We start from the raw sequence: 25,519 nt of genomic DNA, 5'->3' as shown, positions 1-25,519 counted from the left end.
CCGTCGCAGGGAGCCTGACAGGCCGTGAGAACGGCCACCGAGACCAGCCGCAGGCCGGTCGCTCCAGCACCGACGAGATCGCCGACGAGCACGAGAGGACGAGCATGACCATCACGCCCCGCGCGACGCACGCCACGCCCGCCCGTCTCGCCTCGCCACGCCCGGCGGCAGAGGGCGTCGACCACGAGTCGACGACCCGGGCCCGGGTCCTCCAGCACGTCCTGGCCGACGGCCCGGTGACCGCGGCCGCCCTCGCCCGCACGCTCGACCTCAGCGCGGCCGGCATCCGTCGCCACCTGGGCTGCCTCGAGGACGACGGCCTGGTCGCCGTCCACCACGGGCGCCCGACCGGCGGACGCGGCCGCCCGGCCCGCTCCTACGTCGCGACCGACCGCGCGCACGCCGAGATCTCGGGGGAGTACCCCGACATCGCGAGCCAGGCCCTGCGGTTCCTCGCCGAGGTCGCCGGGAACGGCGCGATCGAGGAGTTCGCCCAGGCCCGCATGGTCGAGCTCGAGGAGCGCTACTCCGCCGTCGTGACCGCCGACGACGTCGACGGCCGTGTCCGCCAGCTCGCGGACGCGCTCTCGGCCGACGGCTTCGCCGCCTCGGTCCGCCCGGTCGAGGGCACCTCGACCGTCCAGCTCTGCCAGGGGCACTGCCCGGTCGCGCACGTCGCGGCCCAGTTCCCCCAGCTGTGCGACGCCGAGGCGCAGGTCTTCTCGCGCCTCCTCGGCTCGCACACCCAGCGCCTCGTGACCCTCGCCAACGGCGGGCACGTGTGCACCACCAACGTGCCCGTGCACGTCCCGGCACCCCGGACGCGGTCCGACCGACCGCCCGGGGACCGCGAACCGCCCGGGCCCCCCGAGCCCGACGGCACCCCAGACCTCTCCGACACCCCCGAACGGCCCATGGAAGGAACAAGATGAGCGCCCCCACGCAAGACACCGCGAACGCTCCGCAGACGCAGAGCGACGAGGAGATCATCGCCTCGATCGGGTCGTACGGCTACGGCTGGCACGACTCCGACGCCGCCGGCGCACTCGCCCGCCGCGGCGTGGACGAGGACGTCGTCCGCAACATCTCCGCGCTGAAGAACGAGCCCGAGTGGATGCTCAAGCTCCGCCTCAAGTCGCTCAAGCTCTTCGAGAAGAAGCCCATGCCCAACTGGGGCTCGGACCTCTCGGGCATCGACTTCGACAACATTAAGTACTTCGTCCGCTCGACCGAGAAGCAGGCCACCAGCTGGGAAGACCTGCCGGCCGACATCAAGGCGACGTACGACAAGCTCGGCATCCCCGAGGCGGAGAAGCAGCGCCTCGTGTCCGGTGTCGCGGCCCAGTACGAGTCCGAGGTCGTCTACCACCAGATCCGTGAGGACCTGGAGGAGCAGGGCGTCATCTTCCTCGACACCGACACCGGCCTGCGCGAGCACCCGGAGATCTTCGAGCAGTACTTCGGCTCGGTCATCCCCGCGGGCGACAACAAGTTCGCCGCGCTCAACACCGCTGTCTGGTCCGGCGGCTCCTTCGTCTACGTCCCCCCGGGCGTCCACGTCGAGATCCCGCTCCAGGCGTACTTCCGCATCAACACCGAGAACATGGGTCAGTTCGAGCGGACGCTGATCATCGCCGACGAGGGCTCCTACGTGCACTACGTCGAGGGCTGCACCGCGCCGATCTACAAGTCGGACTCGCTGCACTCGGCCGTCGTCGAGATCATCGTCAAGAAGAACGCCCGCGTGCGCTACACGACCATCCAGAACTGGTCGAACAACGTGTACAACCTCGTGACCAAGCGCGCCACGGCCGCCGAGGGCGCGACCATGGAGTGGGTCGACGGCAACATCGGCTCCAAGGTGACCATGAAGTACCCGGCCATCTACCTCATGGGCGAGCACGCCCGTGGCGAGACGCTGTCCATCGCCTTCGCCGGCGAGGGCCAGCACCAGGACGCCGGCGCCAAGATGGTGCACGCCGCCCCCCACACCTCGTCCTCGATCGTCTCGAAGTCCGTCGCCCGCGGTGGCGGCCGGACCTCGTACCGCGGTCTGGTCCAGGTCCTCGAGGGTGCCGAGCACTCGGCCTCGACGGTCCTGTGCGACGCGCTGCTCGTCGACCAGATCTCCCGCTCCGACACCTACCCCTACGTCGACGTCCGCGAGGACGATGTCTCCATGGGGCACGAGGCCACGGTCTCGCGGGTGAGCGAGGACCAGCTGTTCTACCTCATGTCCCGAGGCATGGCCGAGACCGAGGCCATGGCGATGATCGTGCGCGGGTTCGTCGAGCCCATCGCGCGCGAGCTCCCCATGGAGTACGCCCTCGAGCTCAACCGCCTCATCGAGCTGCAGATGGAAGGGTCCGTCGGCTGATGACCACCCAGACAGAGTCCACCACCCCGAACGCCACGACCGGCCTGAGCACGGACCACTCCCGTGCCGCGGCCGACGGCGCGCACACCCACGGGGTCGGCGGCACACCGCAGGGCTCGCGTGCCGAGCGCCTGACGTCCTTCGACCCCGAGGTCATCACCGTCCCGACGGGCCGCGAGGAGGAGTGGCGCTTCTCGCCGGTCTCCCGCCTCGCCCCGCTCTTCGAGACGGGCCTGAGCTCGCGCGGCGTCCGCACCACGGTCGTCGAGGCCCCCGAGGTCGAGGTGCAGATCGTCCCCCGCGACGACGAGCGTCTCGGCAAGGCCGGCGTCCCCGGCGACCGCACCGCGGTCACCGCCTGGGACTCGGTCAGCGAGGCGACCGTCGTGACGATCCCCGCCCAGGCCGTCGCCTCCGAGGTCACCTCGATCCGCGTCGAGGGCATCGACGACACCCCGAGCGCGAGCCACCTGCTCGTGCACGCCGGTGCGCTGAGCGAGTCGGTCGTCGTGCTCGACCACATCGGCCGCGCGACCCTCACCGAGACCGTCGAGGTCGTCGTCGACGACGGCGCGCACCTCACGCTCGTGAGCGTCCAGGACTGGTCGGAGGGTGCCGTGCACGCGGCCTCGCACCGCATCCGCCTGGGCCGCGACGCCAAGGTCAAGCACATCGTCGTGACCTTCGGCGGCGACGTCGTCCGGGTCACCCCGGACGCCGAGTTCACCGCCGAGGGCGGCGAGGTCGAGATGGTCGGCCTGTACTTCGCCGACGCGGACCAGCACCAGGAGCACCGCCTGTTCGTGGACCACGCGGTCCCGAGCTGCAAGTCGCGGGTCACCTACAAGGGTGCGCTCCAGGGCGCCGGCGCCCACACGGTGTGGGTGGGCGACGTGCTCATCCGTGCCGAGGCCGAGGGCACCGACACCTACGAGCTCAACCGCAACCTGGTCCTCTCCGACGGCGCGCGCGCCGACTCGGTGCCCAACCTCGAGATCGAGACCGGTCTCATCGAGGGTGCCGGCCACGCGAGCGCGACGGGTCGCTTCGACGACGAGCAGCTGTTCTACCTGCAGGCTCGTGGCATCCCCGAGGCCGACGCCCGTCGCCTCGTGGTGCGCGGCTTCTTCGCCGAGCTCATCCAGGCGATTGGTGTCGAGTCGGTCGAGCAGCGCCTGCTCGACTCCATCGAGGCCGAGCTGTCCAAGTCGATGAGCGTGATCGAGGGCGGGCAGCCGACGGTGGGCGCATGAGCGCCCAGCTCGCCTGCCTGACCCAGGACGTCCCCGCCGAGTCGGCCCTCAAGGTCGAGCTCGAGGGGGCGTCCGGCACCGTCGACGTCGCGATCGTCCGCGACTCCGACGGTGAGCTCCACGCCATCTCGGACATCTGCTCCCACGGAGCGGTGTCGCTGTCCGACGGCGAGGTGGAGGGCTGCCTCATCGAGTGCTGGCTCCACGGGTCAGCCTTCGACCTGCGGACCGGAGCACCGACCGCCCTCCCCGCCTCCCGCCCCGTGCCCGTGTACCCCGTGACGATCGACGGCGAGCGCGTGCTCGTCGACGTCGACGCACCCCTGACCTTTTCCTAGGAGAACCCGAACATGTCAACGCTCGAGATCAAGGACCTGCACGTCAGCGTCGAGACCAAGGAGGGCCCCAAGCCGATCCTCCGCGGTGTCGACCTCACGATCGACTCCGGCAAGACGCACGCCATCATGGGCCCGAACGGCTCCGGCAAGTCGACCCTCGCCTACTCCCTCGCGGGACACCCCAAGTACCAGGTGACCTCCGGCTCCGTCTCGCTCGACGGCGAGGACGTCCTCGCGATGAGCGTCGACGAGCGCGCCCGCGCCGGCCTCTTCCTGGCCATGCAGTACCCCGTCGAGGTCCCCGGCGTCTCGGTGTCGAACTTCCTGCGGACCGCGAAGACCGCGATCGACGGCGAGGCGCCTGCGCTCCGCTCGTGGATCAAGGACGTCAAGGGCGCCATGGAGGCCCTGCGCATGGACCCGGCCTTCGCCGAGCGCTCCGTCAACGAGGGCTTCTCCGGTGGTGAGAAGAAGCGTCACGAGATCCTCCAGATGGAGCTCCTCACCCCGAAGTTCGCGATCCTCGACGAGACCGACTCCGGCCTCGACGTCGACGCGCTGCGCATCGTGTCCGAGGGCGTCAACCGTGTGAAGGCCAACACCGACACCGGCTTCCTCCTCATCACGCACTACACGCGCATCCTGCGCTACATCACGCCGGACTTCGTCCACGTGTTCGTCGACGGCCGCATCGCCGAGGAGGGTGGCCCCGAGCTCGCCGACCGCCTCGAGAACGAGGGCTACGACCGCTTCCTCACGAGCGCGACGGCCTGACCCTCTCGCTCGACCCTCGTCGCCGGCCCTGCGGGGCCGGCGACGGCACCCTGGCTGCAGGCGCAGCCCGTCGCACGACCGAATCGAGGGACCATGACCGCGACCGACCTCACGGCTGCCGGCACCCACGCGCCGCTCTCCGCGGCCGAGCTGGTGGCGGTCCGTGCTGACTTCCCGCTGCTGAGCCGCACGCTCCGCGGCGGGCGTCCGCTCGTGTACCTCGACTCGGGGGCCACCGCCCAGAAGCCCGACCCGGTGCTCGACGCCGAGCAGGACTTCTACCTGCAGCGCAACGCCGCCGTGCACCGCGGGGCGCACCAGCTCGCCGAGGAGGCGACGCTCGCCTTCGAGGACGCGCGTGCGCAGGTCGCCACGTTCGTCGGGGCCGACGAGGACGAGATCGTCTGGACGTCCAACGCGACGGCCGCGATCAACCTCGTCGCCTACGCGATCTCCAACGCGACCGCCGGTCGCGGGGGAGCGGCGGCACGCCGCTTCGCGCTCGCCCCGGGGGACGAGATCGTCGTCACCGAGTCCGAGCACCACGCCAACCTCGTCCCGTGGCAGGAGCTGGCCGCGCGCACGGGTGCTGTGGTGCGCTGGATCGAGGTCGACGACGACGGCCGCCTGCGCCTCGAGCAGCTCGCGACGGTCGTCACCGACCGCACCCGCGTGCTCGCCTTCACGCACGCCTCGAACGTCACCGGTGCGGTCACCGACGTCGCGGCCTTCGTGGCGCGAGCGCGCGAGGTCGGTGCGCTCACCGTGCTCGACGCCTGCCAGAGCGTCCCGAACCTCCCCGTCGACCTGCACGCCCTGGGCGTCGACTTCGCGGCGTTCTCCGGGCACAAGATGCTCGGACCGACCGGCGTCGGCGCGCTCTACGGCCGCCGCGAGCTGCTGGCGGACATGCCCCCGGTCACCACCGGAGGCTCGATGGTCGAGGTCGTCACGATGACCGAGACCACCTACGCGCCGCCGCCGCAGCGCTTCGAGGCCGGCACGATGATGGTCGCCCAGGCCGTGGCCATGGGCGCCGCGGCGCAGTACCTCGGCGACCTCGGGATGCACGGTGTCGCGGCCCACGAGCGCGAGCTGGCGGCCGAGCTGCTGAAGATCACCGAGATCCCCGGCATCCGGGTGCTCGGCCCGCTCGACACCGTCGACCGGCTCGCCGCCGTGTCGTTCGTGGTCGACGGCGTGCACGCGCACGACGTGGGCCAGGTGCTCGACGACGCCGGCATCGCCGTGCGGGTCGGTCACCACTGCGCGCAGCCGCTGCACCGACGCTTCGGCGTCGCCGCCTCGGCGCGCGCGTCGGCGTCGGTCTACACGACCGTGGACGAGGTCGTGGCCTTCCGGGAATCGTTGGGTACCGTCCGAGCGTTCTTCGGACTATGAGGAGACTTTCATGAGCAGCTCGATGGAGCAGCTGTACCAGCAGGTGATCCTGGACCACTCGAAGAAGCCGCACGGGCAGGGTCTGGTCGACCTCACCGCAGCCTTCGCGAGCGAGTCGCACCAGGTGAACCCGACCTGCGGCGACGAGGTCACCCTGCGTGCCCAGTTCGCCGAGACCGCGGACGGGCGTCGCGTCGTGGAGTCGATCAGCTGGGAGGGACAGGGCTGCAGCATCTCGCAGGCCTCCCTCTCGGTGCTGACCGACCTCGTGACCGGCCAGGACGTCGCGACCACCGAGCGCCTGGGGTCCGTGTTCCGCGACCTCATGGGCTCGCGCGGCAAGGGCCTCGACGAGGAGCTCGAGGACGAGCTGGGTGACGCGGCGGCCTTCACGGGCGTCTCGCAGTTCCCGGCCCGGATCAAGTGCGCGCTGCTCGGCTGGTCCGCGCTGCGCGACACCCTGGCGACCTCGGGCGTGCTCGAGGGCGTCGGAGCAGCGGGAGCGACCGCAGCCTCCCACCACGAGCACCAGCACGAGCACGCGTGACCCTGGACGCCCGCACCACCCACCCGTACCCACCTTCCGAGGAGAGCAGCTGACATGAGCAGCGACACCGCGAACGACACCCCGCAGGGTGCGCCGGCCACGGCCGGAGCACCTGTCAACGTCGCCGACGTCGAAGAGGGGCTCCGGGACGTCATCGACCCCGAGCTCGGCATCAACGTCGTCGACCTCGGCCTGATCTACGGCATCGCCCTGGACCAGAACCACCACGCCGTCATCGACATGACGCTCACGTCCGCGGCCTGCCCGCTGACCGACGTCATCGAGGACCAGGCCGGCCAGGCCCTCGAGGGCCTCGTCGACGGCTTCCGCATCAACTGGGTCTGGATGCCGCCGTGGGGTCCCGAGAAGATCACCCAGGACGGCAAGGACCAGCTCCGCGCCCTCGGCTTCAACGTCTGAGGACACGCACGCCTGAGCTCTGAGCCAGCAGCACGCACCGACGGCCCGGCCCCCGCGAGGGAGCCGGGCCGTCGGTGCGTCGCGGGGCGGAGCCGCGCCGAGGCTCAGGTGGGGCTGGTGGTGCTCGCCAGCCGGTCGAGCCACCCGGAAGGCGTCGCGGTGTTGAACGGGGCCCGGTGGGCCTCCACCTCGTCGCGGAGCCGGTGCGCGACCTCCTCGAGGTGGGTGACGACCTCGGGCGGGTAGCCCCAGAGCGCGGCGTGCTCGACCAGCTCGTCCTCGTCGTCGACCCAGGTGCCGCGTCGGCCGTCTCGCACCACGTCGAGGTCCATGTCGATGCCGACCACCGCGGCAGGGGCGTCCGCCGACCACCCCACGGATCGACCGAGGTCGATGTAGACCTCCATCGTCGTCTCGTGCCCGGGCGGGTTAGAACGTCGCCACCCAGTCGCCCTCGACCGGGACGAGCACCACGTTCGCCGTACCGGCCACCACGTCGCGACCGGGACGCCAGGACCGCGTCCCGGCCCGTTGGCCCAGCCAGTCCCCGTGCTCGTCCGACCCGAGCCACACGCACTCGTGCTCCCAGTGCTCGGTCCCGGGCCACTTGGTCCAGCGGACGGGCACGGCGTCACCGGGGGCCAGCGACGGTCGCGTCCCGGTCGGGCGACCGGTCTCAGCCGGTGCGACCTGGTCGGAGGGGAGGGCGTGCCCGTGGTCGGGACGGGGCGTGGCTGCGCTGTCGGTCGGAGGCATCTGGGCAGGATATGCCTGCTGCTGGCCGCCGGCAGGTGCTCAGGTCCACGGCAGGTCGTGCCGATGCACCGACCATGGGGGAATCACACGACACCAACCTGCCAGGTGCCGGGGCCGAGGAGCTGGCCTCGCGCGCGTCGAGACGGGCCGCGCGGCTGCGCGAGGACCAGGCGATGGGCGAAGGCGCGGACGCCGCCGTCGCCGAGCAGCTGCGGCAGGCCGAACGGCGGCTCCGCACCTACTCCCAGGGCGCCGAGGGTGAGCGGCTCGTCGCGCAGGCCCTCGGGTTCCTCGAGCGGTACGGCTGGGTCTCGCTGCACGACGTCCACTGGCCCGGCCGGCCGAAGGCCAACATCGACCACATCGCCGTGGGCCCCGGTGGCGTCGTCGTGGTCGACGCCAAGAACTGGACGGGTGAGGTCGTGGTCCGCGACGGCGTGCTGCGGCAGAACGGGTACTCGCGGGAGCGCGAGACGACCTCCGCCACGACAGCCACGACCGCCGTCGGCGCACGGCTCGCCGCGGCGCACCGCAGCGCCGTGCACCCGGTGCTGTGCCTCGTCGCGCAGGACGTCGAGCCGGTGGTCCTCGGCCAGACCACCGTCGTCGGACGGTCCGCTCTCGTCGAGCACCTCGTGTCGCTGCCCCTGCGGCTCAGCGCCTACGAGGTCGCCGACGTCGCCCGGTTCCTCGCGACAGATCTCGGCGGCCCGAGGTCGCCCGAGGTGCTCACGTCGGCCGACCTCGCGACGCAGACCCTCGCGAGGGCCGGGTTCACGGTGCGCTCGGAGCCTGCTCGTCCGACAGGGCGAGGACGGACGGGTGCGGGACGGTCGAGCCCCGCCCCGGCGAGGACGCGGGCGGCTGGGCAGCCGCCGAGGCGCCGACCGTCGGCGAGGAAGCGCGACCAGCGCCGAGGACGAACCTTGGTGGGCGGTCTGGTGCGTGTCGGGATGGTCGTGGGGCTTCTCGTGGCGGTGCCGCACGCCCTCGAGTGGTGGTCCGATCACGGCCCCACGGTCGTCTCGACGTTCCTCACGCCCTCGACGCCCGAGCCTGCTCTCCCCGCACCGGTCGAGCCGGGACCTGAGCCCACGGGCTGACGGGGAAGAGCGGCCGCTGGAGGGCGTCCTCCGCCGGCGAGGTCCCGTCTCAGGTCCTAGGCCTCCTGCGGCTCTCCTCGACGTCGTCCCCGTCCACGATCCCCCGCGCGGCGAGGGCGTCGCCCGTGCGGTGGGCGCGGGCGACGGTGCGCAGCACGAAGGGCACCAGGTAGGCGCGCGGCGACCGCTCGAGCCCGCGGGCCCGGGCCGCGTCGCGCACCTCCCACGCGAGCTCGACGAGCAGCGGGACAGAGCGCAGCATGAGCGTCACGGTGAGCCCCACCACCTCCGGGGACAGCCCCACGTGACGCAGCGGCCCGGCGGCCCGCACGACGGTGTCGAGCACCCGGTCTGCGGGCGAGGTGACCGTCACGACGGTCGCGGTGACGACCAGGGCGAGCAGGGTCCCCGACACGGCGACCGCCGCGGACAGGTCGCGTGACCACCACTGGAAGACCCCGAGCAGCGCCGCGACGAGCGTCACGGGCAGCAGCGCCCGTGCGGTCTGGCGCAGCGGCGCCCCGCTCACCACGAGCAGGAGCACGGCGACCCCGAGCGCCGTGAGGGCGACGGCAGGCGTGCGCCACACGGTGAGCGCGACCGACAGCACGGCGAGGGTGAGGATCTTCCACCCAGGGCTCAGGCGGTGCAGCCACGTCGAACCGGGGGAGTAGAGGCCGAGCGGCCCCGTCCACCGGGTGCGGGGTGCACGGCGGCGGGGCTGGCGCGCCACCCCGCTGCTGCTGTCCGACGGTCCTGGCGTCACGGCTCGTCCGTGGTGCCGACCCGGGTGGCCATGAGCGCGCGGTACGCCGCCACGGACTCGTCGGGCGCCCCGTCCGCGACGACCCGCCCGTGGTCGACGACCAGCACCCGCTCGGCGAGGAGCGCGGCGTCGAGGTCGTGGGTCACGTGGACCACCTGCTGCTCGAGGCGCCCGAGCAGCGCGGTCACGTGCGTGCGCCAGCGCAGGTCGAGCAGCGTCGTCGGCTCGTCGCACACGAGGACGCGCGGCTCGGTCGCCAGCACCCCGGCGAGGGCCAGCAGCTGCTTCTGCCCTCCCGAGAGCGCGTGCACGCTGACGTCCGCGAGGTGCAGGAGGCCGACCGAGGCCAGCACCTCCTCGACCCGCTCCGCACGCCGGGAGCGCTCGACGCCGGTCCGGCGCACCGACAGGGCGACGTCCTCACGGGGCGTCGGCATCACCAGCTGGGCCTCGGCGTCGGAGAACACGAAGCCGACGAGCCTGCGGACCGCCCGGCCGTCGTCGTGGGTGTCCAGGCCGTCGACACGCACGTAGCCGCGGGTCGGCAGGACCAGCCCGTTGAGCAGGCGGGCCAGCGTCGACTTGCCGGAGCCGTTCGCGCCGATCACGGCCACCGAGCGCTCCGTGAGCGTGAGGGTCGTCGGCTGGAGGATCGTGACCTCGTCGGGCTGGTCCTGGCCTCGGCGTGCCCCGGCGCTCGCGGGCACGGAGACCGAGACGGAGTCGAGCTCGATCACGTGTGTCGCCGCGAGCCGGTCGCCAGGGACGGGAAGGCGCGGAGCACGGCGGTCGCCACGATCCCCACGGCGACGCACTTGAGGAGGTCGCCGGGCACGAAAGCCGCGTTGACGGTGAAGGCCGCGCCGAAGGTGAGGTCGGCGCGCCACATGAGCCCGACGATCCCCAACGGGTACACGACGAAGACCGTCGCGACCACGCAGGCGAGCATCACGAGCGCGCTGCGGAGGGCCTGGCCGGCGCGGGCGGGGACCGCCCGGACGAGGAGCCCGACGACGACGGCCACGAGCGGGAAGGAGACGGCGTACCCGGCGGAGACGCCGGTGAAGATCACGAGGCCGGAGACCCCGAGCGAGAACACGGGGACGCCTGCCACGCCGACCGCGAAGTAGAGGAGCACCGCGAGCAGCCCGCGCCACGGACCGAGGACCGCGCCGCAGAGCAGCACCGCGAAGGTCTGCAGGGTGATGGGCACCGGACCGATGCCGATGCTGAGGAAGGAGCAGACCGCGAGCAGTGCCGCGAAGGTCGCCACGAGGGCGACGTCGGTCGCGGTGCTCGACCTCGTGAGGCCCCGTCGCTCACCCAGGGGTGCGGGCTGCTCCTCGGTCGGTCCGGTCGTCGTGCCGCTCATCGGTGCCTCACGGTCGCAGGTGTGATGCAGCGAACTCCTCGCCCGCTGTCCAGCCCAGCATCCGCCCGAGGCCTCAGAGAGGACTGTCGTCGGAGCCGGTCGGCAGACCTGGTGAGGCCGTCACGGTCAGCCCGTGGCGATATCAGGTGCCGTCGGAAGCCTATACACCGATAAGATCGGTGGCGTTTGTGCCCGCCCCCAAGACTCACCCCGGGTCTTGTGGGCATCCTACGGAGGACTACCTGTGATCTCTGCCCATGCCGTCGAGCTTCGAGTCGGAGCCCGCGTGCTCCTCGAAGAGGCGTCCTTCCGCATCGCACCTGGCGACAGGATCGGGCTGGTCGGCCGCAACGGTGCCGGCAAGACGACCCTCACCAAGACCCTCGCGGGGGAGACGCAGCCCACCGGCGGCCAGATCACCCGCACGGGCGACATCGGCTACCTCCCGCAGGACTCCAAGTCCGGCGACATGGACATGATCGCCATGGACCGCGTGCTCTCGGCGCGCAGCCTCGACAAGCTGGTCCGTCAGATGCGCGACACCGAGGGCGAGATGGCCTCGGCAGACGAAGAGACGCAGATGGCCGCCATGGAGCGCTACCCGCGCCTCGAGGAGCGGTTCACCGCAGCCGGCGGCTACGCCGCCGAGAGCGAGGCCGAGCGCATCGCCTCGAACCTCGGTCTCTCCGAGCGTGTCCTCGAGCAGCAGCTCGGCACGCTCTCGGGTGGTCAGCGCCGCCGCGTGGAGCTCGCCCGCATCCTCTTCTCCGGCGTGGGCACTCTGCTCCTCGACGAGCCCACCAACCACCTCGACGCCGACTCGATCATGTGGCTGCGCGAGTACCTCAAGTCGTACTCCGGCGGCTTCATCGTCATCAGCCACGACACCGAGCTCATGCGCGCCACCGTCAACAAGGTGTTCCACCTGGACGCCAACCGCGGCGAGATGGACCAGTACAGCCTCGGCTGGGACGCCTACCTCGAGCAGCGCGAGACCGACGAGCGTCGTCGACGCCGTGAGCGCGCGAACGCCGAGAAGAAGGCGGGCGTGCTGCTCGTCCAGGCCGAGAAGATGCGCGCGAAGGCCACCAAGGCCGTCGCCGCCCAGAACATGATCCGGCGCGCCGAGCGCATGCTGTCGTCCCTCGAGGGCGAGCGCGTGAGCGACCGCGTGGCCAAGCTGCGCTTCCCGACCCCCGCGCCCTGCGGCAAGACGCCGCTCACGGCGTCGGGCCTCAGCAAGGCCTACGGCTCGCAGGAGGTGTTCACCGGGGTCGACCTCGCGATCGACCGCGGCTCGCGCGTGGTCATCCTCGGCCTCAACGGAGCCGGCAAGACGACGCTGCTGCGCATCCTGGCGGGTGTCGAGGAGTCGGACAGCGGGACGGTCAACCCCGGCCACGGTCTCAAGCTCGGGTACTACGCTCAGGAGCACGACACCCTCGACCTCGACGCCACCGTCGTCGAGAACCTGCGGCACAGCGCCCCGGACCTCAGCGACACCGAGGTCCGCTCCGTCCTCGGGTCGTTCCTCTTCTCGGGGGACGACGCCGAGAAGCGCACCAACGTGCTCTCCGGCGGTGAGAAGACGCGTCTGGCGCTCGCCACGATCGTCGTCTCGGGCGCCAACGTGCTCCTGCTCGACGAGCCCACCAACAACCTCGACCCTGCGTCGCGGGCCGAGATCCTCGGGGCGCTCAAGACCTACGAGGGCGCCGTCGTCATGGTCACCCACGACCACGGTGCCGTGGAGGCGCTCTCGCCCGAGCGTGTCCTGCTGCTGCCCGACGGCGACGAGGACCACTGGAACGACTCCTACGCCGAGCTCATCGAGCTCGCCTGACGTTCCGCCCGTCCCTGCTCACGCCGCCCCTCAGCCGGCGTCCGGTGAACGACAAGGAGTGATACGTGGCACGACGAGGCCAGAGACGGTCCGGGGGCGAGCACGGCTCTCAGGGAGCCCAGGGTTCTCAGGAGGGCCAGGGAGCCCAAGGTGACCAGGGAGCTCGACGGTCCCAGGGCGCCCAGGGCGCTGGACGTGCCCAGGGCGGGCAGCGGGCCACGGGTGGTCAGCGCGCGCAGGGCAGCAAGCGCACGCAGGGTGCGCCCGACGCCCAGCGCCGCCGCGCCCAGCGCCGGACCCCGCAGGGACTCGTCTCGGTGCTCGTCGACGTCGCCCGCGACGTCGACGTCGCGGTCCGGCGGCCGCCCGCCAGCCCGACGGTCCGCACCAAGTTCCAGGTCGTCGCGCTGCTCGTGCGCGAGGAGCGTGCCCGTCTCAAGACCGACACGACGCTGACCGCGGCCCGACGCACCGAGGAGCTCAAGCGCCTCGACGGCGTCGCGACCATGCTGGCGCGCACGGCTGCGCGAGACACGTCGCTCCTCGCGCTGCTAGCGGACGACGCCCGGGTCTCCGAGGCCGCCCGCACGCTCCGTGGCAAGGTGCTGCTGGCCGCCGGGATGGAGCCACCCGAGCCGGAGGAGGCGCCCGCGCCCGTGGTCCCGACCACGCCGACGTTCAGCTCCTCGGCCCAGGTGGTGCCCCGCTCGGTGGTCTCGCGCCAGATGGCGAACCCCTTCCTGGCCCCGGACTTCGAGGCTGCGGCCCAGCGCGCCGCGCCGCGTGCCCGCCGGCTGTCCGGCTGGGAGCTGCTCGAGCCGCTCTTCCGGTCCTTCGAGGTGGCCGCCACCGGTGCACCGGCTTGCATGCCCCTGCCCGACCCCCGTCCGGTGCCCGTCCCGCGGGGCCGCGACGTCATGCCGCACCAGGCGCAGGTCATCACGGCCGCGGCTCGTGGTCACCGCACGTTCCTGCTCGCCGACGAGCCCGGGCTCGGCAAGACCGCGCAGGCCCTGCTCGCCGCACAGGCCGCCGACGCCTACCCGCTGCTGGTCGTGGTCCCCAACGTCGTCAAGGCGAACTGGGCCCACGAGGTGGCGCTGTGGACGCCGTCGCGGCGGGCCACCGTGGTGCACGGCGACGGCGACCAGATGGACGGCTTCGCCGACGTGGTGATCGTCAACTACGAGCTCCTCGACCGGCACATCGGCTGGCTCGGCGACCTCGGCTTCCGTGGCATGGTCGTCGACGAGGCCCACCTCATCAAGAACAAGACCTCCCAGCGGTCCCAGCACGTCCGCGCCCTGTCCGACAGGATCCGCACCCGGGTCACCCGGCCGCTGCTCATGGCCCTCACCGGCACCCCGCTCATCAACGACATCGAGGACTTCCGGGCGATCTGGCAGTTCCTCGGCTGGATCGACGACACCGTGCCGCTCGGGGCGCTCGAGGCCTCCCTCGAGGAGACCGGGCTCACCCCGGCCGACCCGGGCTTCGCGTCCGCCGCACGGTCCAGCGTGATCGACATGGGCATCGTGCGCCGCCGCAAGATCGACGTGGTCGCCGACATCCCGGCGCGCCGGGTCGCCGACCTCCCCGTCGAGCTCGACGGAGCGGCCGGCCGCTCGATCCGTGCCGCCGAGGCCGCCCTCACCGACCGGCTGGTCCAGCGCTACCGGGCCGCGCTGGAGATGCGCACCGGCAGCACCGCCCTGGACGAGGTCGGTCTCGACGGCATCGACCACGAGCTCGTCCGCCGGGTCGCCGCGGCGGAGCTCAAGGACTCCACCTCGAAGGCCGGGGGCGAGAACGTGTTCACCATGGTCCGCCGGATCGGCCAGGCGAAGGCCGGGCCCGCCGCCGACTATGCCGCGCAGCTCGCCCGCAGCGTCGGCAAGGTGGTGTTCTTCGCCAAGCACGTGGACGTCATGGACCAGGCCGAGCAGCTCTTCGCCGACCGCGGCATCCGGTACGCGTCGATCCGCGGGGACCAGACGCCGAAGGTGCGGGAGAAGAACATCACCGCCTTCGTCGAGGACCCCGAGGTGCAGGTCGTGGTCTGCTCGCTCACCGCCGCAGGGGTGGGCCTCAACCTCCAGGTGGCGTCGAACCTCGTGCTGGCCGAGCTGTCGTGGACCTACGCCGAGCAGACGCAGGCCATCGACCGCATCCACCGCATCGGCCAGGCCGAGCCCGTCACGGCGTGGAGGATCATCGCCGCGCAGACGGTCGACTCGAGGATCGCCGAGCTCATCGACAGCAAGTCCGGGCTCGCGGCCCGCGCGCTCGACGGCGCGGACGAGGACGACCTCACGTCGTCGACCAGCGTGCAGCTCGACACCCTCGTCGGGCAGCTCACCGACGCGCTGCGCCCGGACCCCGTGGTCTGAGCAGAGCCCCGCGGGGCGTCGCCGGGTCCGTCCGCGGGCCCGGCGTCGACCGTGCGAGAGGCGCGTGTCAGCGGGTCGAGCTCGAGTCGATGAGCGCGTCCTCGATCTCCTCGGCGCTCTGCCGCCCGCGTCGGCGGGCCGAGGAACCCGGAGACCTGGTCGCGCCGCGCTGGCCGTGCGTGCCGGCGTCGCCACCCGCTTCGGGCTCGCGCCCCCGGTCCTGGTCGCCGAGCGCCGCGAAGGGGTGCGGGAGGTCGCCGAGGGCGTCGAGCGTGGCGTCCCGTCGCTCGCGGCGGATCAGCACGAGGAACCCGGCGACGCCGCCGACCGCGAAGACCCACCACTGGAAGGCGTAGGACAGGTGGGAGCGGGGATCGGTGTCCGGCACGGGAGGCGTCCCGAGCCCCTGGACGGGCTGGCCGTCCTCGGCGGCCAGGACGCCGTAGCCGCTGTAGGTGCGGCCCTGCGCCCACGCGGCCCCGTCGGGCCCGGCGGCGAGCACCTGGGCGGTGTTGATGGCCTGCGCCTGCCCGGGCGGGGCTCCGTTGTCCGCGGCGGGCTCGTCGGCGCGCAGCCGCAGGGTGAGCTCGACGTCGCCCGACGGGGGAGCGGGCAGCGAGGCCGGAGTCGCGCTGTCGGCCCCGTAGGGCACCCAGCCGCGGTTCACCACGATCACCGTGCCCTCGTCGGTGACGAAGGGGACGAGCACGTGGAAGGCCGCCTGGCCCTCGACGGGACGGTTGCGCAGCAGCACGGTCTTGTCCGCGTCGTAACGCCCGGTCACGGTGACCTGGCGCCACGCCTCGGAGGCGGGCACCACGTCGCCGGGGCCGTCGAGGAGCTCGTCGATCGGCACGGGCTGCGAGGCGTAGTTGGCCTCGATGACGGCGATCTGCGCGTCGCGGTCGACGTGCCGGTTCCACTGCCACCGACCGGCGAGCACGCACCCGGTGAACAGCAGGGCCACGCCGAGGGCGAGCGAGACCCACTGCCGCGGGGTCCGCAGCTGCACCCGGGGTGCGTCCGGGGCGGGCGTCGCGGGTGCGGGAGCCGTCGGTGCGGGGGGCGGGGCGTCGGTCACTGCGCGGGCTGCTGCTCGAGGTCGGTGACGGGGACGGTGCCGTGGCGGAAGCCGCGGGCGTCCAGGAAGGTCTCGAGGTGCTCGCGGTGGTCGTCGCACGCGAGCCACACCTTGCGGCGCGCGGGGGTGTGGATCTTCGGGTTGTTCCACAGCAGACCCCAGCGGGCCTCGGCGCGGCAGCCCTTGCCGCTGCAGACGAGGTCGTCGGAGATGGGGTCGGCGAGGCCGAGCAGGTCGATCATGGGCGCTTCTCCTCGTGCGGTGCGGTGGTCCCGGCGTCGTCGTCCGGCGCAGGTCCTCGCGTCCCATCCTCTCCCGGCTCAGGGGTGGTCGGGGGCGTCGTGCCGTCGGCCGGACCCTCCGGGTCCACCACGTAGACGTACGACGGCGGCTCCTCGGGCGCAGCGGCCGGTCTCGGCCCCATGGGGCCGGTCGCGCCCTCGGCGCTCGGCAGCTGGTAGTACTCCATCAGCGGGCCCTCGGTCTCCTGGCCCTTGGTGCGCGTCTCGTTGGCGCTGATGACGGCGGCGTAGGGGAGCAGGACGGCGCCGGCCAGCAGCGCCCACATGAGCCACCCGTCGGCGAAGAACGCGCCGGCGAAGCAGACCAGGCGGAGACCCATCTGGATCAGGTATCGCTTGGCGCGGCGGGACTGGTCCTGCCGGAGGGAGTCGGCGGCGTTCGTGATCCGGTACACCTCGTCACGGTGCTCGGAGCGCCCGCGGGTGCCAGGAGTCTTCACCTCTCGAGTTTACGCGCGATGGGCTCGTGACGCCCCTCACGATCTTTGTCGGCCGGGCACAGCAGAACGGCTGTCCGACCAGCACAGGACCCCCACACTCTGTAGGGTTCCCACTAGCGTGGGCCCGTCGCCCTGAGGATTCCTGCGCCCCGGCGCGACCCCGGGTCGGCTACCGTTCTGACGCAGGCTCCGTACGGTTCGGGGCCGCGCCGACGCTCAGCCGCACGCGCAGACCTGCGGCTCGAGACCGGCGCACGACCAGAGCACCATCACCTTGGAGGACCTGTGGCAGCGGCTGAGACGACTGAGACCTCACGCGTGGTCCTCGTGACCGGCGCGAACCGCGGCATCGGTCGTGCGATCGCCGAGCGCTTCGTCGCGGCCGGTGACCGCGTGGCCACCATCTACCGCAGCGGTGACCTCCCCGAGGGCGTCTTCGGCGCCGTCGCGGACATCAGCGACACCGCTGCCGTGGACGCGGCGTTCACGGCGATCGAGGCCGAGCTCGGCCCGGTCGAGGTGCTCGTGGCCAACGCGGGCATCACCCGCGACCAGCTGCTCATGCGCATGACCGACGAGGAGTTCGAGAGCGTCGTCGACGTGAACCTCACCGGGACCTTCCGCTGCGTGCGCCGCGCGTCCAAGGGCATGATCAAGATGCGCCGCGGGCGCATCGTCCTCGTCTCCTCCGTGATCGGCCTCTTCGGCGGCGCGGGGCAGGTCAACTACGCGGCCTCCAAGTCTGCGCTCGTCGGGATGGCCCGCTCGATCACCCGTGAGATCGGCTCGCGGAACATCACCGCGAACGTCGTCGCCCCGGGCTTCATCAACACGGCGATGACCGCCGAGCTCCCCGAGGAGCGCCAGAAGGCCTACAAGGCGTCGATCCCCGCGGGCCGGTTCGCCGAGCCCGACGAGGTCGCCGGCGCGGTCTTCTTCCTCGCCTCGCCCGACGCCGGCTACATCAGCGGCGCCGTCATCCCCGTCGACGGCGGCCTCGGCATGGGTCACTGACCCGAGCCAGACCGTCTCCTCGCACCTCTTTCTCGTACCACCCCTCCGTCGGAAGGATCAGGCATGGGCCTGCTCGAAGGTAAGAAGCTGCTCGTCACGGGAGTCCTCACGGACCACTCGATCGCGTTCCACGTCGCGCGCCTCGCGCAGCAGGAAGGCGCCCAGGTCGTCCTGACGTCCTTCGGCCGCCAGTTCCGCCTCACGCAGGCGATCGCCAAGCGTCTCCCGGAGGCCGCGCCGGTCGTCGAGCTCGACGTCACCGACGACGAGCACCTCGCCGCGCTCGAGGGGAACGTGCGCGAGCACGTCGACCACATCGACGGCGTGGTCCACTCGATCGGCTTCGCCCCGCAGTCCGTCATGGGCGGCAACTTCCTCAGCGGTGAGTGGAAGGACGTCGCCACGGCCCTCGAGGTCTCGGCGTTCTCGCTCAAGTCCCTCGCGGTCGCGGCCAAGCCCCTCATGACCAACGGCGGCGGCTCGATCGTCGGCCTCACCTTCGACGGCAGCTTCGCCTGGCCCGTCTACGACTGGATGGGCGTCGCCAAGGCCGCCTTCGAGTCGACCTCGCGCTACCTCGCCCGTGACCTCGGCGCCGACAACATCCGCGTCAACCTCGTCTCGGCCGGACCGATCCGCACCACCGCGGCCAAGTCCATCCCCGGCTTCGAGAAGATGGAGGGCGGCTGGCCCGAGCGCGCTCCCCTCGGCTGGGACCAGACCAACCCCGAGCCGACCGCGCGCGCCGTCGCCGCCCTGCTCTCCGACTGGTTCCCCGCGACCACCGGTGAGATCGTCCACGTCGACGGTGGCGTGCACGCCATGGGCCTGTAGCCCGGTGACGACGACCGCGGTGCGCCGCCTGGTCCTGCTGCGCCACGCGAAGGCGGAGCCGGGCGGCACCGTGCCGGACGTCCTGCGACCGCTCGCCCTCAAGGGCCGGTCGCAGGCCTCCGCGGTCGGACGGTCCCTCGCGGCCGCCGAGGTGCTCCCCGAGGTGGTGCTGTGCTCGGACGCCGTGCGCACCCGCCAGACGTGGGACCTGGTGCGCCCCGGGCTCGGCGACGTCGAGCCCGAGGTCACCGTGACCGCCGACCTGTACACGGCTGACGTCGCGCAGGTGCTCGCCCTCGTGGCGGCCGTCGACGACAGGGTCCGCACGGTGCTCGTGGTCGGCCACGAGCCGATCATGTCCTCTGTCGCGGAGCACCTCGCGGGGCCGGACTCGGACTCTGCTGCGCTGCGTCAGGTGCAGGTCGGCGTGCCGACCGCCTCGTACTCCGTCGTCGAGTCCGACGTCCCGTGGGACGCCTGGGGCCGGCGCACCGGCACGCTCGTCCGTCTGGTCCGCGCCGCGGACTGAGGCTCACGGGCCCCGCAGCAGCACGAAGGACCGGGACCGACGCCTCGAGGGCATCGGTCCCGGTCCTTCGTCGTGCTGGGCTGGTGTCGCGCGAGCTCGCGCGAGGCCGTGGCGGTCGGTGTCAGGCCGCGTCGATGATCTCGAGCACCGCGTCGAGGCGCGGCCCGTCGACCGAGTAGGGGGCCTGCTCCCGGACGACCGGCTTCGCCGCGAAGGCGATGCCGATGCCGGCAGCGGCGATCATGTCGAGGTCGTTGGCGCCGTCGCCGATCGCGACCGTGTGCTCGATCGCGACGCCCTCCTGCTCGGCGAGCTCGCGCAGCGTCTGCGCCTTGTACGCCCGGTCGACCACCTGACCGGTGGTCCTGCCCGTGAGCACGCCGTCGACGACCTCGAGGTGGTTCGCGCGGAAGAGCGTGATGCCCAGCTCCGCGGCGAGCGGGGCGACGACCTCGGTGAAGCCGCCCGAGACCAGCGCGACCACCCAGCCGCGCCGGTGGCACTCCGCGACGAGCTCGCGCGCGCCCGGGGTGAAGGTGGTCGTCCGGCGGACCTCGTCGAGCGCCGTGACGGGGACCCCGGCGAGCGTCGCGACGCGCTCGCGCAGCGACTCGGCGAAGTCCAGCTCGCCCCGCATCGCCCGCTCGGTCACCGCGGCCACGAGGTCCTGCGTCCCGGCGTGAGCCGCGATGAGCTCGATGACCTCCTGAGTGATGAGCGTCGAGTCGACGTCCATCACCACCAGACGGCGGGGGGAGGGCGCGGTGGCGGTGCCCTCGACGGGCTCCGCGGTGGCGGCGGACAGGGGTGCGGGAGTCTCGGTCACCGGACCAGCCTAGGCGGGACCCCGGGACGCACCGAGCCGCGCCCGCACAGCGGACGCGGCTCGGTCAGAGGGGGGCGGAGAGTAGCGGCCCCTCTCCGGCGGTGCGGGTTACTCGACGATCGTCCCCTTGGGGACCACGGTGATGCCGGACTCGGTGACCGTGAAGCCGCGGGCGCGGTCTTCATCGGCGTTGAGGCCGACGCGGGCGCGCTCCTTGATGATGACGTTCTTGTCGACGATCGCCCGGTGGACCTGGGCGTGCCGGTGCACCTGGACGTCGTCGAGCAGGACGCTGTCCGACACGGCCGCCCAGGAGTGCAGGTGCACCCCGGGGGAGAGCACCGAGCCGACGACCGTCGCGCCGGAGATGAGGACACCGGGGGACACGATCGAGTCGGCGGCGTGGCCGAGGCGACCGGCACCGGCGTGCACGAACTTGGCCGGGGGGAGGCCGACGTAGCCGGTGTGCAGCGGCCACTCGTGGTTGTAGAGGTTGAAGACCGGGGTGACCGCGATGAGGTCCTTGTTGGCCTCGTAGTACGAGTCGATGGTCCCGACGTCGCGCCAGTAGTCGCGGTCGCGGTCGGTCGAGCCGGGCACGTCGTTGCGGATGAAGTCGTAGACGCCGGCGGTCCCGCGGTCGACGAAGTACGGGACGATGTCGCCGCCCATGTCGTGCCGGGACTCGAGGTTGTCGGCGTCCTTGGTGACGGCCTCGACGAGCGCGTCGGCGTTGACGACGTAGTTGCCCATCGACGCGAGGATCTCCCCGGGGGAGTCGGCGAGGCCCACCGGGTCGGCAGGCTTCTCGAGGAAGGCGCGGATCTTGTCGGGGGTGGCCGGGTCGGTGTCGATCACGCCGAACTCGGTGGCGAGGGCGATCGGCTGGCGGATGCCGGCGACCGTGAGCTCGGCGCCCGAGGCGATGTGGGCGTCCACCATCTGGGAGAAGTCCATGCGGTACACGTGGTCGGCGCCGACCACCACGACGATGTCGGGGCGCTCGTCCTCGATGATGTTGAGGCACTGGAAGATGGCGTCGGCGGACCCGAGGTACCAGTGCTTGCCGACCCGCTGCTGTGCGGGGACCGGTGCCACGTAGTTGCCGAGGAGCGCCGACATCCGCCACGTCTTGGAGATGTGGCGGTCCAGGCTGTGGGACTTGTACTGGGTCAGCACGACGATGTGCAGGTAGTGCGAGTTGACGAGGTTCGAGAGCGCGAAGTCGACAAGTCGGTAGATGCCGCCGAAGGGGACGGCTGGCTTTGCGCGGTGCGCCGTCAGCGGCTTGAGACGGTTGCCTTCGCCGCCTGCCAGGACGATCGCGAGAACTTTAGGGGCTGCCATGCCATGACCTTAGGGCCGCGCGCCCCCGGATGCACCCAGAAGCGCTACCGTGTCGACGTGAGAATCGACCTGTTGACCCGTGAGTACCCCCCGTTCGTCTACGGCGGGGCTGGTGTCCACGTCGCCGAGCTGTCGGCCGTGCTGCGCAGCCGCGTCGACGTGCGCGTCCGCTGCTTCGACGGCCCCCGGACCGGTGACGACGCCCAGGAGGGCGTCACCGGGTACGCGCCACCGCCGGACCTCGAGGGAGCCAACCCGGCGCTCGCGACCTTCGGCGTGGACCTCGCCATGGCGGGCGACGTGGCCGGCGCGGACCTCGTGCACTCCCACACCTGGTACGCGAACCTCGGCGGGCACCTCGCCGGTCTGCTGCACGGGATCCCGCACGTGCTCTCGGCGCACTCCCTCGAGCCGCTGCGCCCGTGGAAGGCCGAGCAGCTCGGCGGCGGCTACGCGCTGTCCGGCTGGGCCGAGAAGACCGCCTACGAGGGTGCCGCCGGCATCATCGCGGTGAGCGCCGGCATGCGCGCCGACATCCTGCGGTCCTACCCCGACGTCGACCCGGCCAAGGTGCACGTGGTGCACAACGGCATCGACCTCGACGGATGGGTCCGACCCACCGGTGACGAGGCCGTGCGCGCCGACTCCGTCGTGCGTGCGCTCGGGATCGACCCGGAGCGTCCCGCCGTGGTGTTCGTCGGTCGCATCACGCGGCAGAAGGGCCTGCCGTACCTGCTCCAGGCGGCGGACCGGCTGCCCGAGGACGTCCAGCTGATCCTCTGCGCCGGGGCCCCCGACACCCCGGAGATCGCCACCGAGGTGGCCACGGCCGTCGCCGAGCTCTCGTCCCGCCGCGAGGGCGTCGTGTGGATCGAGGAGATGCTCCCGCGCCCCGACCTCGTCGCCGTGCTCGCCGCGTCGACCGTGTTCGTGTGCCCCTCCGTCTACGAGCCGCTCGGCATCGTGAACCTCGAGGCCATGGCCGTGGGCCTGCCCGTGGTCGGCAGCGCGACCGGCGGGATCCCCGAGGTCGTCGACGACGGCGTCACCGGCCTGCTGGTGCCCATCGACCAGGTGCAGGACGGCACGGGGACCCCGACGGACCCCGAGCGCTTCGTCGCCGACCTGGCCAAGGCCCTCACCGACGTCGTCACCGACCCCGAGCGTGCCGCCGCGATGGGCGTGGCCGCCCGCAAGCGCGTCGAGGACCACTTCGCGTGGGACGCCATCGCCGACCGCACCCTCGAGGTCTACCAGACCGTCCTCGACCAGTGGGCGGCGCGCTAGCCACACCAGCTGCTGGCCCCGCGAGGTCGCACGCCTGATCGCGAGGTCGCAGGGACACGCCAGATCTGCCTCTGAATCGGGGGTGTCTGGCGTGACTGTGCGACCTCGAGCCTGGTGGTGCGACCTGGTGCGGGGTCAGGCTCCGTCGGGGACGTGCAGGGTGGCGGCGGACATCGCGCGGCGTGCCGCACGGTCGACCTCGCGCAGGGCGGTCGAGCGCTGGTCGGCCTGCCACAGGTTGACCGCGCCGCCGTCGTCCGCCGTCGCGAGGTCCACGATGGCGCGCAGCCGCGCGGCCGACTGGAACACCTCGGCCCGGCGGGCGTCGACGTCCCGCGGCAGCACCGACCGGAGGTCGACGGGCTCGCGCAGCGACGCGATGACACCGGCGGCGTCCTCCCGCCAGCGCGAGACGTCCAGCTCCATGAGGGCCTCGGTCGCCTCGCGCAGCCCCAGGCGCAGCTGGCGCTGCGCGTCGTCGAGCGTGCCGACCACCCCGAGTGTGCGGTGCTCCCACGTCTCGATCCGGGCCACCGTCCACGTGACGAGGTGCCCGGGCTCGAGGACCGAGCCGAAGCGCTCGACCTCGGGCACCAGGGCCCAGTGCTCCAAGACCTCCGGCGCGTCCGGCCCGGGAGGCACCACGCCGGCACCCGGCGCCTGCGGCCCGGCCGCGACCGTCACGAGCACGCACTCCTCGGCGTCGATCGCGATCGGGCTGATCGGCGCCGGAGCCCCCATCGCGTCACCCGGACCGGGGAAGATCGCCGCGGCGGACCGCACGCGGCCCGCCCACACCGAGAAGAGCTCCTCGAGGTCCGCGGCCGGCAGCCCGTCCGGCGGCACCTCGACCAGCCGGTGCGGCTCGTCGTCGTCGACGACGGTCCGCACCGCGGCGGGCGCGTCGTCGGGCCGCACCGTGGCCCACAACCACAGAGCGAGCGAGGCGGAGCGGGGGACGATCGCCCCCGGGTCGGGACGGGTGGGGCGCGAGGCGTGCGAGGTCACGACGACAAAACTACGCCGCCCGTGCGCCGCAGGGCGCGCTGGCGGCGTGGCACGGTCGGCGTCACCCCCGGGGAGCGGATAAGGTCGGTGACCATGACCTGGGTGCTTGACCTCGAGAACGTCTCTGTCCGCCGCGGTGAGAAGAACATCCTCGACGACGTGTCGTGGCAGATCGCCGAGGGCGAACGGTGGGTGATCCTCGGCCGCAACGGAGCCGGCAAGACGACCCTCCTGCAGATCGCCTCGGCCCGCATGCACCCCACCAAGGGCGTCGCGAAGATCCTCGACACCCAGCTCGGCAAGGTCGACGTCTTCGAGCTCCGGCCGCGCATCGGCCTCGCCAGCGCGGCGCTCGCGGACCGCATCCCCGCCTCCGAGGTCGTCTCCGACGTGGTCCTCACCGCCGCCTACGCCGTGACCGGCCGCTGGCGCGAGTCCTACGAGGACCTCGACGTGTCCCGCGCGACGGACCTGCTGGCGGCCTTCGGGGTCGACCACCTCGCCGACCGTCGCTTCGGCACCCTGAGCGAGGGCGAGCGCAAGCGTGTGCAGATCGCCCGCGCCCTCATGACCGACCCCGAGCTGCTGCTCCTCGACGAGCCGGCGGCCGGCCTGGACTTGGGCGGGCGCGAAGAGCTCGTCGGCGCCCTCTCCGAGCTCGCCGCGTACCCGCAGTCGCCGGTGCTGGTCCTCGTGACTCACCACGTCGAGGAGATCCCGCCGGGCTTCACGCACGTCATGCTCATGCGCGACGGCGGCGTGCACACCGCCGGGCCGATCGCCGAGGTGCTCACCGACGAGCACCTGAGCGAGGCCTTCGGCCTGCCGCTCGAGGTGAGCCGGACAGGCGACCGCTGGTCTGCTCGCGCGGCCCAGGTCGAGCCGGCCCGCAGCGGCGGCCACGCCGACTGACCGGGGACTTCTCCCCGCGGGCCACCGCGCCAGACTGGGCTCGATAGCGTAAAGTTTCGGCAAAGCCATGTTCGGCTTTGACGGAGCGGAGGCACCCATGGACTGGTACTGGTGGATCGGAGCAGCGCTGCTCCTCGTGGTCGTGGAGGTCGTCACCCTCGACCTGGTCCTCATCATGTTCGCCGGCGGCGCGATCGCCGCTGGCATCGCGAGCGCCCTGGGCCTCGGGCTCGTCGGGCAGATCGTCGTGTTCGGCGTCGTGTCCACGCTCCTGCTGCTGGCCCTGCGCCCGTGGCTGCTCAAGTACCTCCGCCAGCGCGAGCCCCTCGTCGAGACCGGCGCCGCCGCGCTCCCCGGTCGCGTCGGGACCGTCGTGTCCGAGGTCGGCGAGACCGGCGGGCGCATCAAGCTCCTCGGCGAGGTGTGGACCGCCCGGTCCCTCGGCGCCGTGACCTTCTCCCCGGGGACCGACGTCCGCGTCGTCCGCATCGAGGGCGCGACGGCTGTCGTAGACGCCGTCGAGGCCCCCCACAGCTCACCCGGCGCACCGCCCGTCCTGTGACAGGCGGAGCGCAGCACGTGACCACCCACCGCACCAT

The 25,519-nt window shown here is 72.3% G+C and carries 28 protein-coding genes; 17 read left to right on the top strand and 11 right to left on the bottom strand.

All coding sequences use genetic code 11. The annotated features are described in order from the left end of the window. The first annotated feature begins 104 nt into the window (after positions 1 to 104). The 8 genes from SKED_RS10780 to SKED_RS10745 all read left to right on the top strand — a co-directional run bounded on the left by SKED_RS10780 (position 105) and on the right by SKED_RS10745 (position 7,110). On the top strand, positions 105 to 932 hold the full coding sequence (locus tag SKED_RS10780; protein ID WP_012867184.1) for a helix-turn-helix transcriptional regulator: 828 nt from the start codon (positions 105 to 107) through the stop codon (positions 930 to 932). After that, a complete protein-coding gene (sufB, locus tag SKED_RS10775) occupies positions 929 to 2,377 on the top strand; it encodes a Fe-S cluster assembly protein SufB (protein ID WP_012867183.1) in 1,449 nt (482 codons plus the stop codon). Before SKED_RS10780 ends, sufB begins: the two co-directional genes overlap by 4 nt. Further along, positions 2,377 to 3,630 carry a Fe-S cluster assembly protein SufD gene (gene sufD / locus SKED_RS10770; protein WP_012867182.1) on the top strand — a complete coding sequence of 418 codons (1,254 nt, stop codon included), beginning with the start codon at positions 2,377 to 2,379 and terminating at the stop codon, positions 3,628 to 3,630. The genes sufB and sufD overlap by 1 nt, the downstream gene beginning before the upstream one ends. Beyond that, positions 3,627 to 3,968 (top strand): non-heme iron oxygenase ferredoxin subunit, encoded by a 342-nt coding sequence (locus tag SKED_RS10765; protein ID WP_012867181.1) that lies wholly within the window; start codon positions 3,627 to 3,629, stop codon positions 3,966 to 3,968. Before sufD ends, SKED_RS10765 begins: the two co-directional genes overlap by 4 nt. 12 nt (positions 3,969 to 3,980) lie before the next feature. Beyond that, positions 3,981 to 4,742: a Fe-S cluster assembly ATPase SufC gene (gene sufC, locus SKED_RS10760; RefSeq protein ID WP_012867180.1), complete on the top strand. Its 762-nt coding sequence runs from the start codon at positions 3,981 to 3,983 to the stop codon at positions 4,740 to 4,742. Positions 4,743 to 4,835: 93 nt separating this feature from the next. Continuing rightward, positions 4,836 to 6,143: a SufS family cysteine desulfurase gene (locus SKED_RS10755; RefSeq protein WP_012867179.1), complete on the top strand. Its 1,308-nt coding sequence runs from the start codon at positions 4,836 to 4,838 to the stop codon at positions 6,141 to 6,143. 10 nt (positions 6,144 to 6,153) lie between these two features. After that, positions 6,154 to 6,690, top strand: a complete 537-nt coding sequence (gene sufU / locus SKED_RS10750) for a Fe-S cluster assembly sulfur transfer protein SufU (protein ID WP_012867178.1) — start codon at positions 6,154 to 6,156, stop codon at positions 6,688 to 6,690. Positions 6,691 to 6,744: 54 nt separating this feature from the next. Continuing rightward, on the top strand, positions 6,745 to 7,110 hold the full coding sequence (locus tag SKED_RS10745; RefSeq protein WP_012867177.1) for a metal-sulfur cluster assembly factor: 366 nt from the start codon (positions 6,745 to 6,747) through the stop codon (positions 7,108 to 7,110). A gap of 104 nt (positions 7,111 to 7,214) precedes the next feature. Here the strand turns inward: SKED_RS10745 and SKED_RS20740 are convergent, their stop codons facing one another. Together SKED_RS20740 and SKED_RS20735 are read right to left on the bottom strand one after the other, a co-directional pair. Next, positions 7,215 to 7,517 carry a DUF402 domain-containing protein gene (locus SKED_RS20740; RefSeq protein ID WP_245534552.1) on the bottom strand — a complete coding sequence of 101 codons (303 nt, stop codon included), beginning with the start codon at positions 7,515 to 7,517 and terminating at the stop codon, positions 7,215 to 7,217. A 22-nt stretch (positions 7,518 to 7,539) separates the two neighbouring features. Next, a complete protein-coding gene (locus tag SKED_RS20735; RefSeq protein WP_245534551.1) occupies positions 7,540 to 7,866 on the bottom strand; it encodes a hypothetical protein in 327 nt (108 codons plus the stop codon). 74 nt (positions 7,867 to 7,940) lie between these two features. Here SKED_RS20735 and SKED_RS19025 point away from each other — a divergent pair, with 74 nt between their 5' ends. After that, positions 7,941 to 8,969, top strand: a complete 1,029-nt coding sequence (locus tag SKED_RS19025) for a nuclease-related domain-containing protein (RefSeq protein WP_169310143.1) — start codon at positions 7,941 to 7,943, stop codon at positions 8,967 to 8,969. Positions 8,970 to 9,018: 49 nt separating this feature from the next. On the opposite strand, the gene SKED_RS10730 is transcribed toward SKED_RS19025, so the two are convergent. From SKED_RS10730 to SKED_RS10720, 3 genes are read right to left on the bottom strand one after another with little or no spacing between them, the layout of a single operon-like run. After that, complete coding sequence (locus tag SKED_RS10730; protein WP_245534550.1) at positions 9,019 to 9,735, bottom strand: energy-coupling factor transporter transmembrane component T family protein; 717 nt, start codon at positions 9,733 to 9,735, stop codon at positions 9,019 to 9,021. Continuing rightward, positions 9,732 to 10,472, bottom strand: a complete 741-nt coding sequence (locus tag SKED_RS10725; RefSeq protein WP_012867174.1) for an energy-coupling factor ABC transporter ATP-binding protein — start codon at positions 10,470 to 10,472, stop codon at positions 9,732 to 9,734. The genes SKED_RS10730 and SKED_RS10725 overlap by 4 nt, the downstream gene beginning before the upstream one ends. After that, positions 10,469 to 11,107, bottom strand: a complete 639-nt coding sequence (locus SKED_RS10720; protein WP_012867173.1) for a biotin transporter BioY — start codon at positions 11,105 to 11,107, stop codon at positions 10,469 to 10,471. The genes SKED_RS10725 and SKED_RS10720 overlap by 4 nt, the downstream gene beginning before the upstream one ends. A gap of 244 nt (positions 11,108 to 11,351) precedes the next feature. Between SKED_RS10720 and SKED_RS10715 the strand changes: the two genes are divergently transcribed. Continuing rightward, complete coding sequence (locus SKED_RS10715) at positions 11,352 to 12,950, top strand: ABC-F family ATP-binding cassette domain-containing protein (RefSeq protein WP_012867172.1); 1,599 nt, start codon at positions 11,352 to 11,354, stop codon at positions 12,948 to 12,950. Positions 12,951 to 13,267: 317 nt separating this feature from the next. After that, complete coding sequence (locus SKED_RS10710) at positions 13,268 to 15,340, top strand: DEAD/DEAH box helicase (RefSeq protein ID WP_012867171.1); 2,073 nt, start codon at positions 13,268 to 13,270, stop codon at positions 15,338 to 15,340. Between the two features lie 67 nt (positions 15,341 to 15,407). On the opposite strand, the gene SKED_RS10705 is transcribed toward SKED_RS10710, so the two are convergent. The 3 genes from SKED_RS10705 to SKED_RS19020 are packed head-to-tail and all read right to left on the bottom strand — an operon-like array spanning position 15,408 to position 17,163. Then, entirely contained in the window at positions 15,408 to 16,421 is a 1,014-nt protein-coding gene (locus SKED_RS10705; RefSeq protein ID WP_143755714.1) for an SURF1 family cytochrome oxidase biogenesis protein, read from the bottom strand. Then, positions 16,418 to 16,663: a hypothetical protein gene (locus SKED_RS10700; protein WP_012867169.1), complete on the bottom strand. Its 246-nt coding sequence runs from the start codon at positions 16,661 to 16,663 to the stop codon at positions 16,418 to 16,420. The genes SKED_RS10705 and SKED_RS10700 overlap by 4 nt, the downstream gene beginning before the upstream one ends. Then, complete coding sequence (locus tag SKED_RS19020) at positions 16,660 to 17,163, bottom strand: DUF3099 domain-containing protein (protein WP_012867168.1); 504 nt, start codon at positions 17,161 to 17,163, stop codon at positions 16,660 to 16,662. The genes SKED_RS10700 and SKED_RS19020 overlap by 4 nt, the downstream gene beginning before the upstream one ends. A 318-nt stretch (positions 17,164 to 17,481) precedes the next feature. On the opposite strand from SKED_RS19020, the gene fabG reads away from it, so the two are divergent. The 3 genes from fabG (at position 17,482) to SKED_RS10680 (ending at position 19,540) form a co-directional block, all read left to right on the top strand. Continuing rightward, on the top strand, positions 17,482 to 18,177 hold the full coding sequence (fabG, locus tag SKED_RS10690) for a 3-oxoacyl-ACP reductase FabG (RefSeq protein ID WP_281042560.1): 696 nt from the start codon (positions 17,482 to 17,484) through the stop codon (positions 18,175 to 18,177). Positions 18,178 to 18,240: 63 nt separating this feature from the next. After that, positions 18,241 to 19,011, top strand: a complete 771-nt coding sequence (gene fabI, locus SKED_RS10685; RefSeq protein ID WP_012867166.1) for an enoyl-ACP reductase FabI — start codon at positions 18,241 to 18,243, stop codon at positions 19,009 to 19,011. A gap of 4 nt (positions 19,012 to 19,015) precedes the next feature. Beyond that, positions 19,016 to 19,540 carry a SixA phosphatase family protein gene (locus tag SKED_RS10680; RefSeq protein WP_012867165.1) on the top strand — a complete coding sequence of 175 codons (525 nt, stop codon included), beginning with the start codon at positions 19,016 to 19,018 and terminating at the stop codon, positions 19,538 to 19,540. A gap of 121 nt (positions 19,541 to 19,661) precedes the next feature. On the opposite strand, the gene serB is transcribed toward SKED_RS10680, so the two are convergent. Both serB and SKED_RS10670 read right to left on the bottom strand, forming a co-directional pair. Next, complete coding sequence (gene serB / locus SKED_RS10675) at positions 19,662 to 20,366, bottom strand: phosphoserine phosphatase SerB (RefSeq protein ID WP_012867164.1); 705 nt, start codon at positions 20,364 to 20,366, stop codon at positions 19,662 to 19,664. Positions 20,367 to 20,474: 108 nt separating this feature from the next. Next, the gene (locus SKED_RS10670; protein WP_012867163.1) at positions 20,475 to 21,713 is read right to left on the bottom strand and encodes a glucose-1-phosphate adenylyltransferase; all 1,239 of its coding nucleotides are present in this window, start codon (positions 21,711 to 21,713) and stop codon (positions 20,475 to 20,477) included. A gap of 57 nt (positions 21,714 to 21,770) precedes the next feature. Between SKED_RS10670 and glgA the strand changes: the two genes are divergently transcribed. Beyond that, positions 21,771 to 23,000 carry a glycogen synthase gene (gene glgA, locus SKED_RS10665; protein WP_042439067.1) on the top strand — a complete coding sequence of 410 codons (1,230 nt, stop codon included), beginning with the start codon at positions 21,771 to 21,773 and terminating at the stop codon, positions 22,998 to 23,000. A gap of 135 nt (positions 23,001 to 23,135) precedes the next feature. Here the strand turns inward: glgA and SKED_RS10660 are convergent, their stop codons facing one another. After that, positions 23,136 to 24,008 (bottom strand): hypothetical protein, encoded by an 873-nt coding sequence (locus SKED_RS10660; protein ID WP_012867161.1) that lies wholly within the window; start codon positions 24,006 to 24,008, stop codon positions 23,136 to 23,138. 93 nt (positions 24,009 to 24,101) lie between these two features. Here SKED_RS10660 and SKED_RS10655 point away from each other — a divergent pair, with 93 nt between their 5' ends. Beyond that, positions 24,102 to 24,920 carry an ABC transporter ATP-binding protein gene (locus tag SKED_RS10655; RefSeq protein WP_012867160.1) on the top strand — a complete coding sequence of 273 codons (819 nt, stop codon included), beginning with the start codon at positions 24,102 to 24,104 and terminating at the stop codon, positions 24,918 to 24,920. Between the two features lie 67 nt (positions 24,921 to 24,987). Beyond that, positions 24,988 to 25,482, top strand: a complete 495-nt coding sequence (locus SKED_RS10650) for an NfeD family protein (RefSeq protein ID WP_245534549.1) — start codon at positions 24,988 to 24,990, stop codon at positions 25,480 to 25,482. The last annotated feature ends 37 nt before the right edge of the window (positions 25,483 to 25,519 follow it).

The organism is Sanguibacter keddieii DSM 10542, assembly GCF_000024925.1.
In the GTDB taxonomy this organism is placed as follows: Bacteria; Actinomycetota; Actinomycetes; order Actinomycetales; family Cellulomonadaceae; genus Sanguibacter; species Sanguibacter keddieii.
The sequence above is the reverse complement of the archived record's forward strand: the minus strand, read 5'-3'. Positions and strand labels throughout refer to the sequence as shown.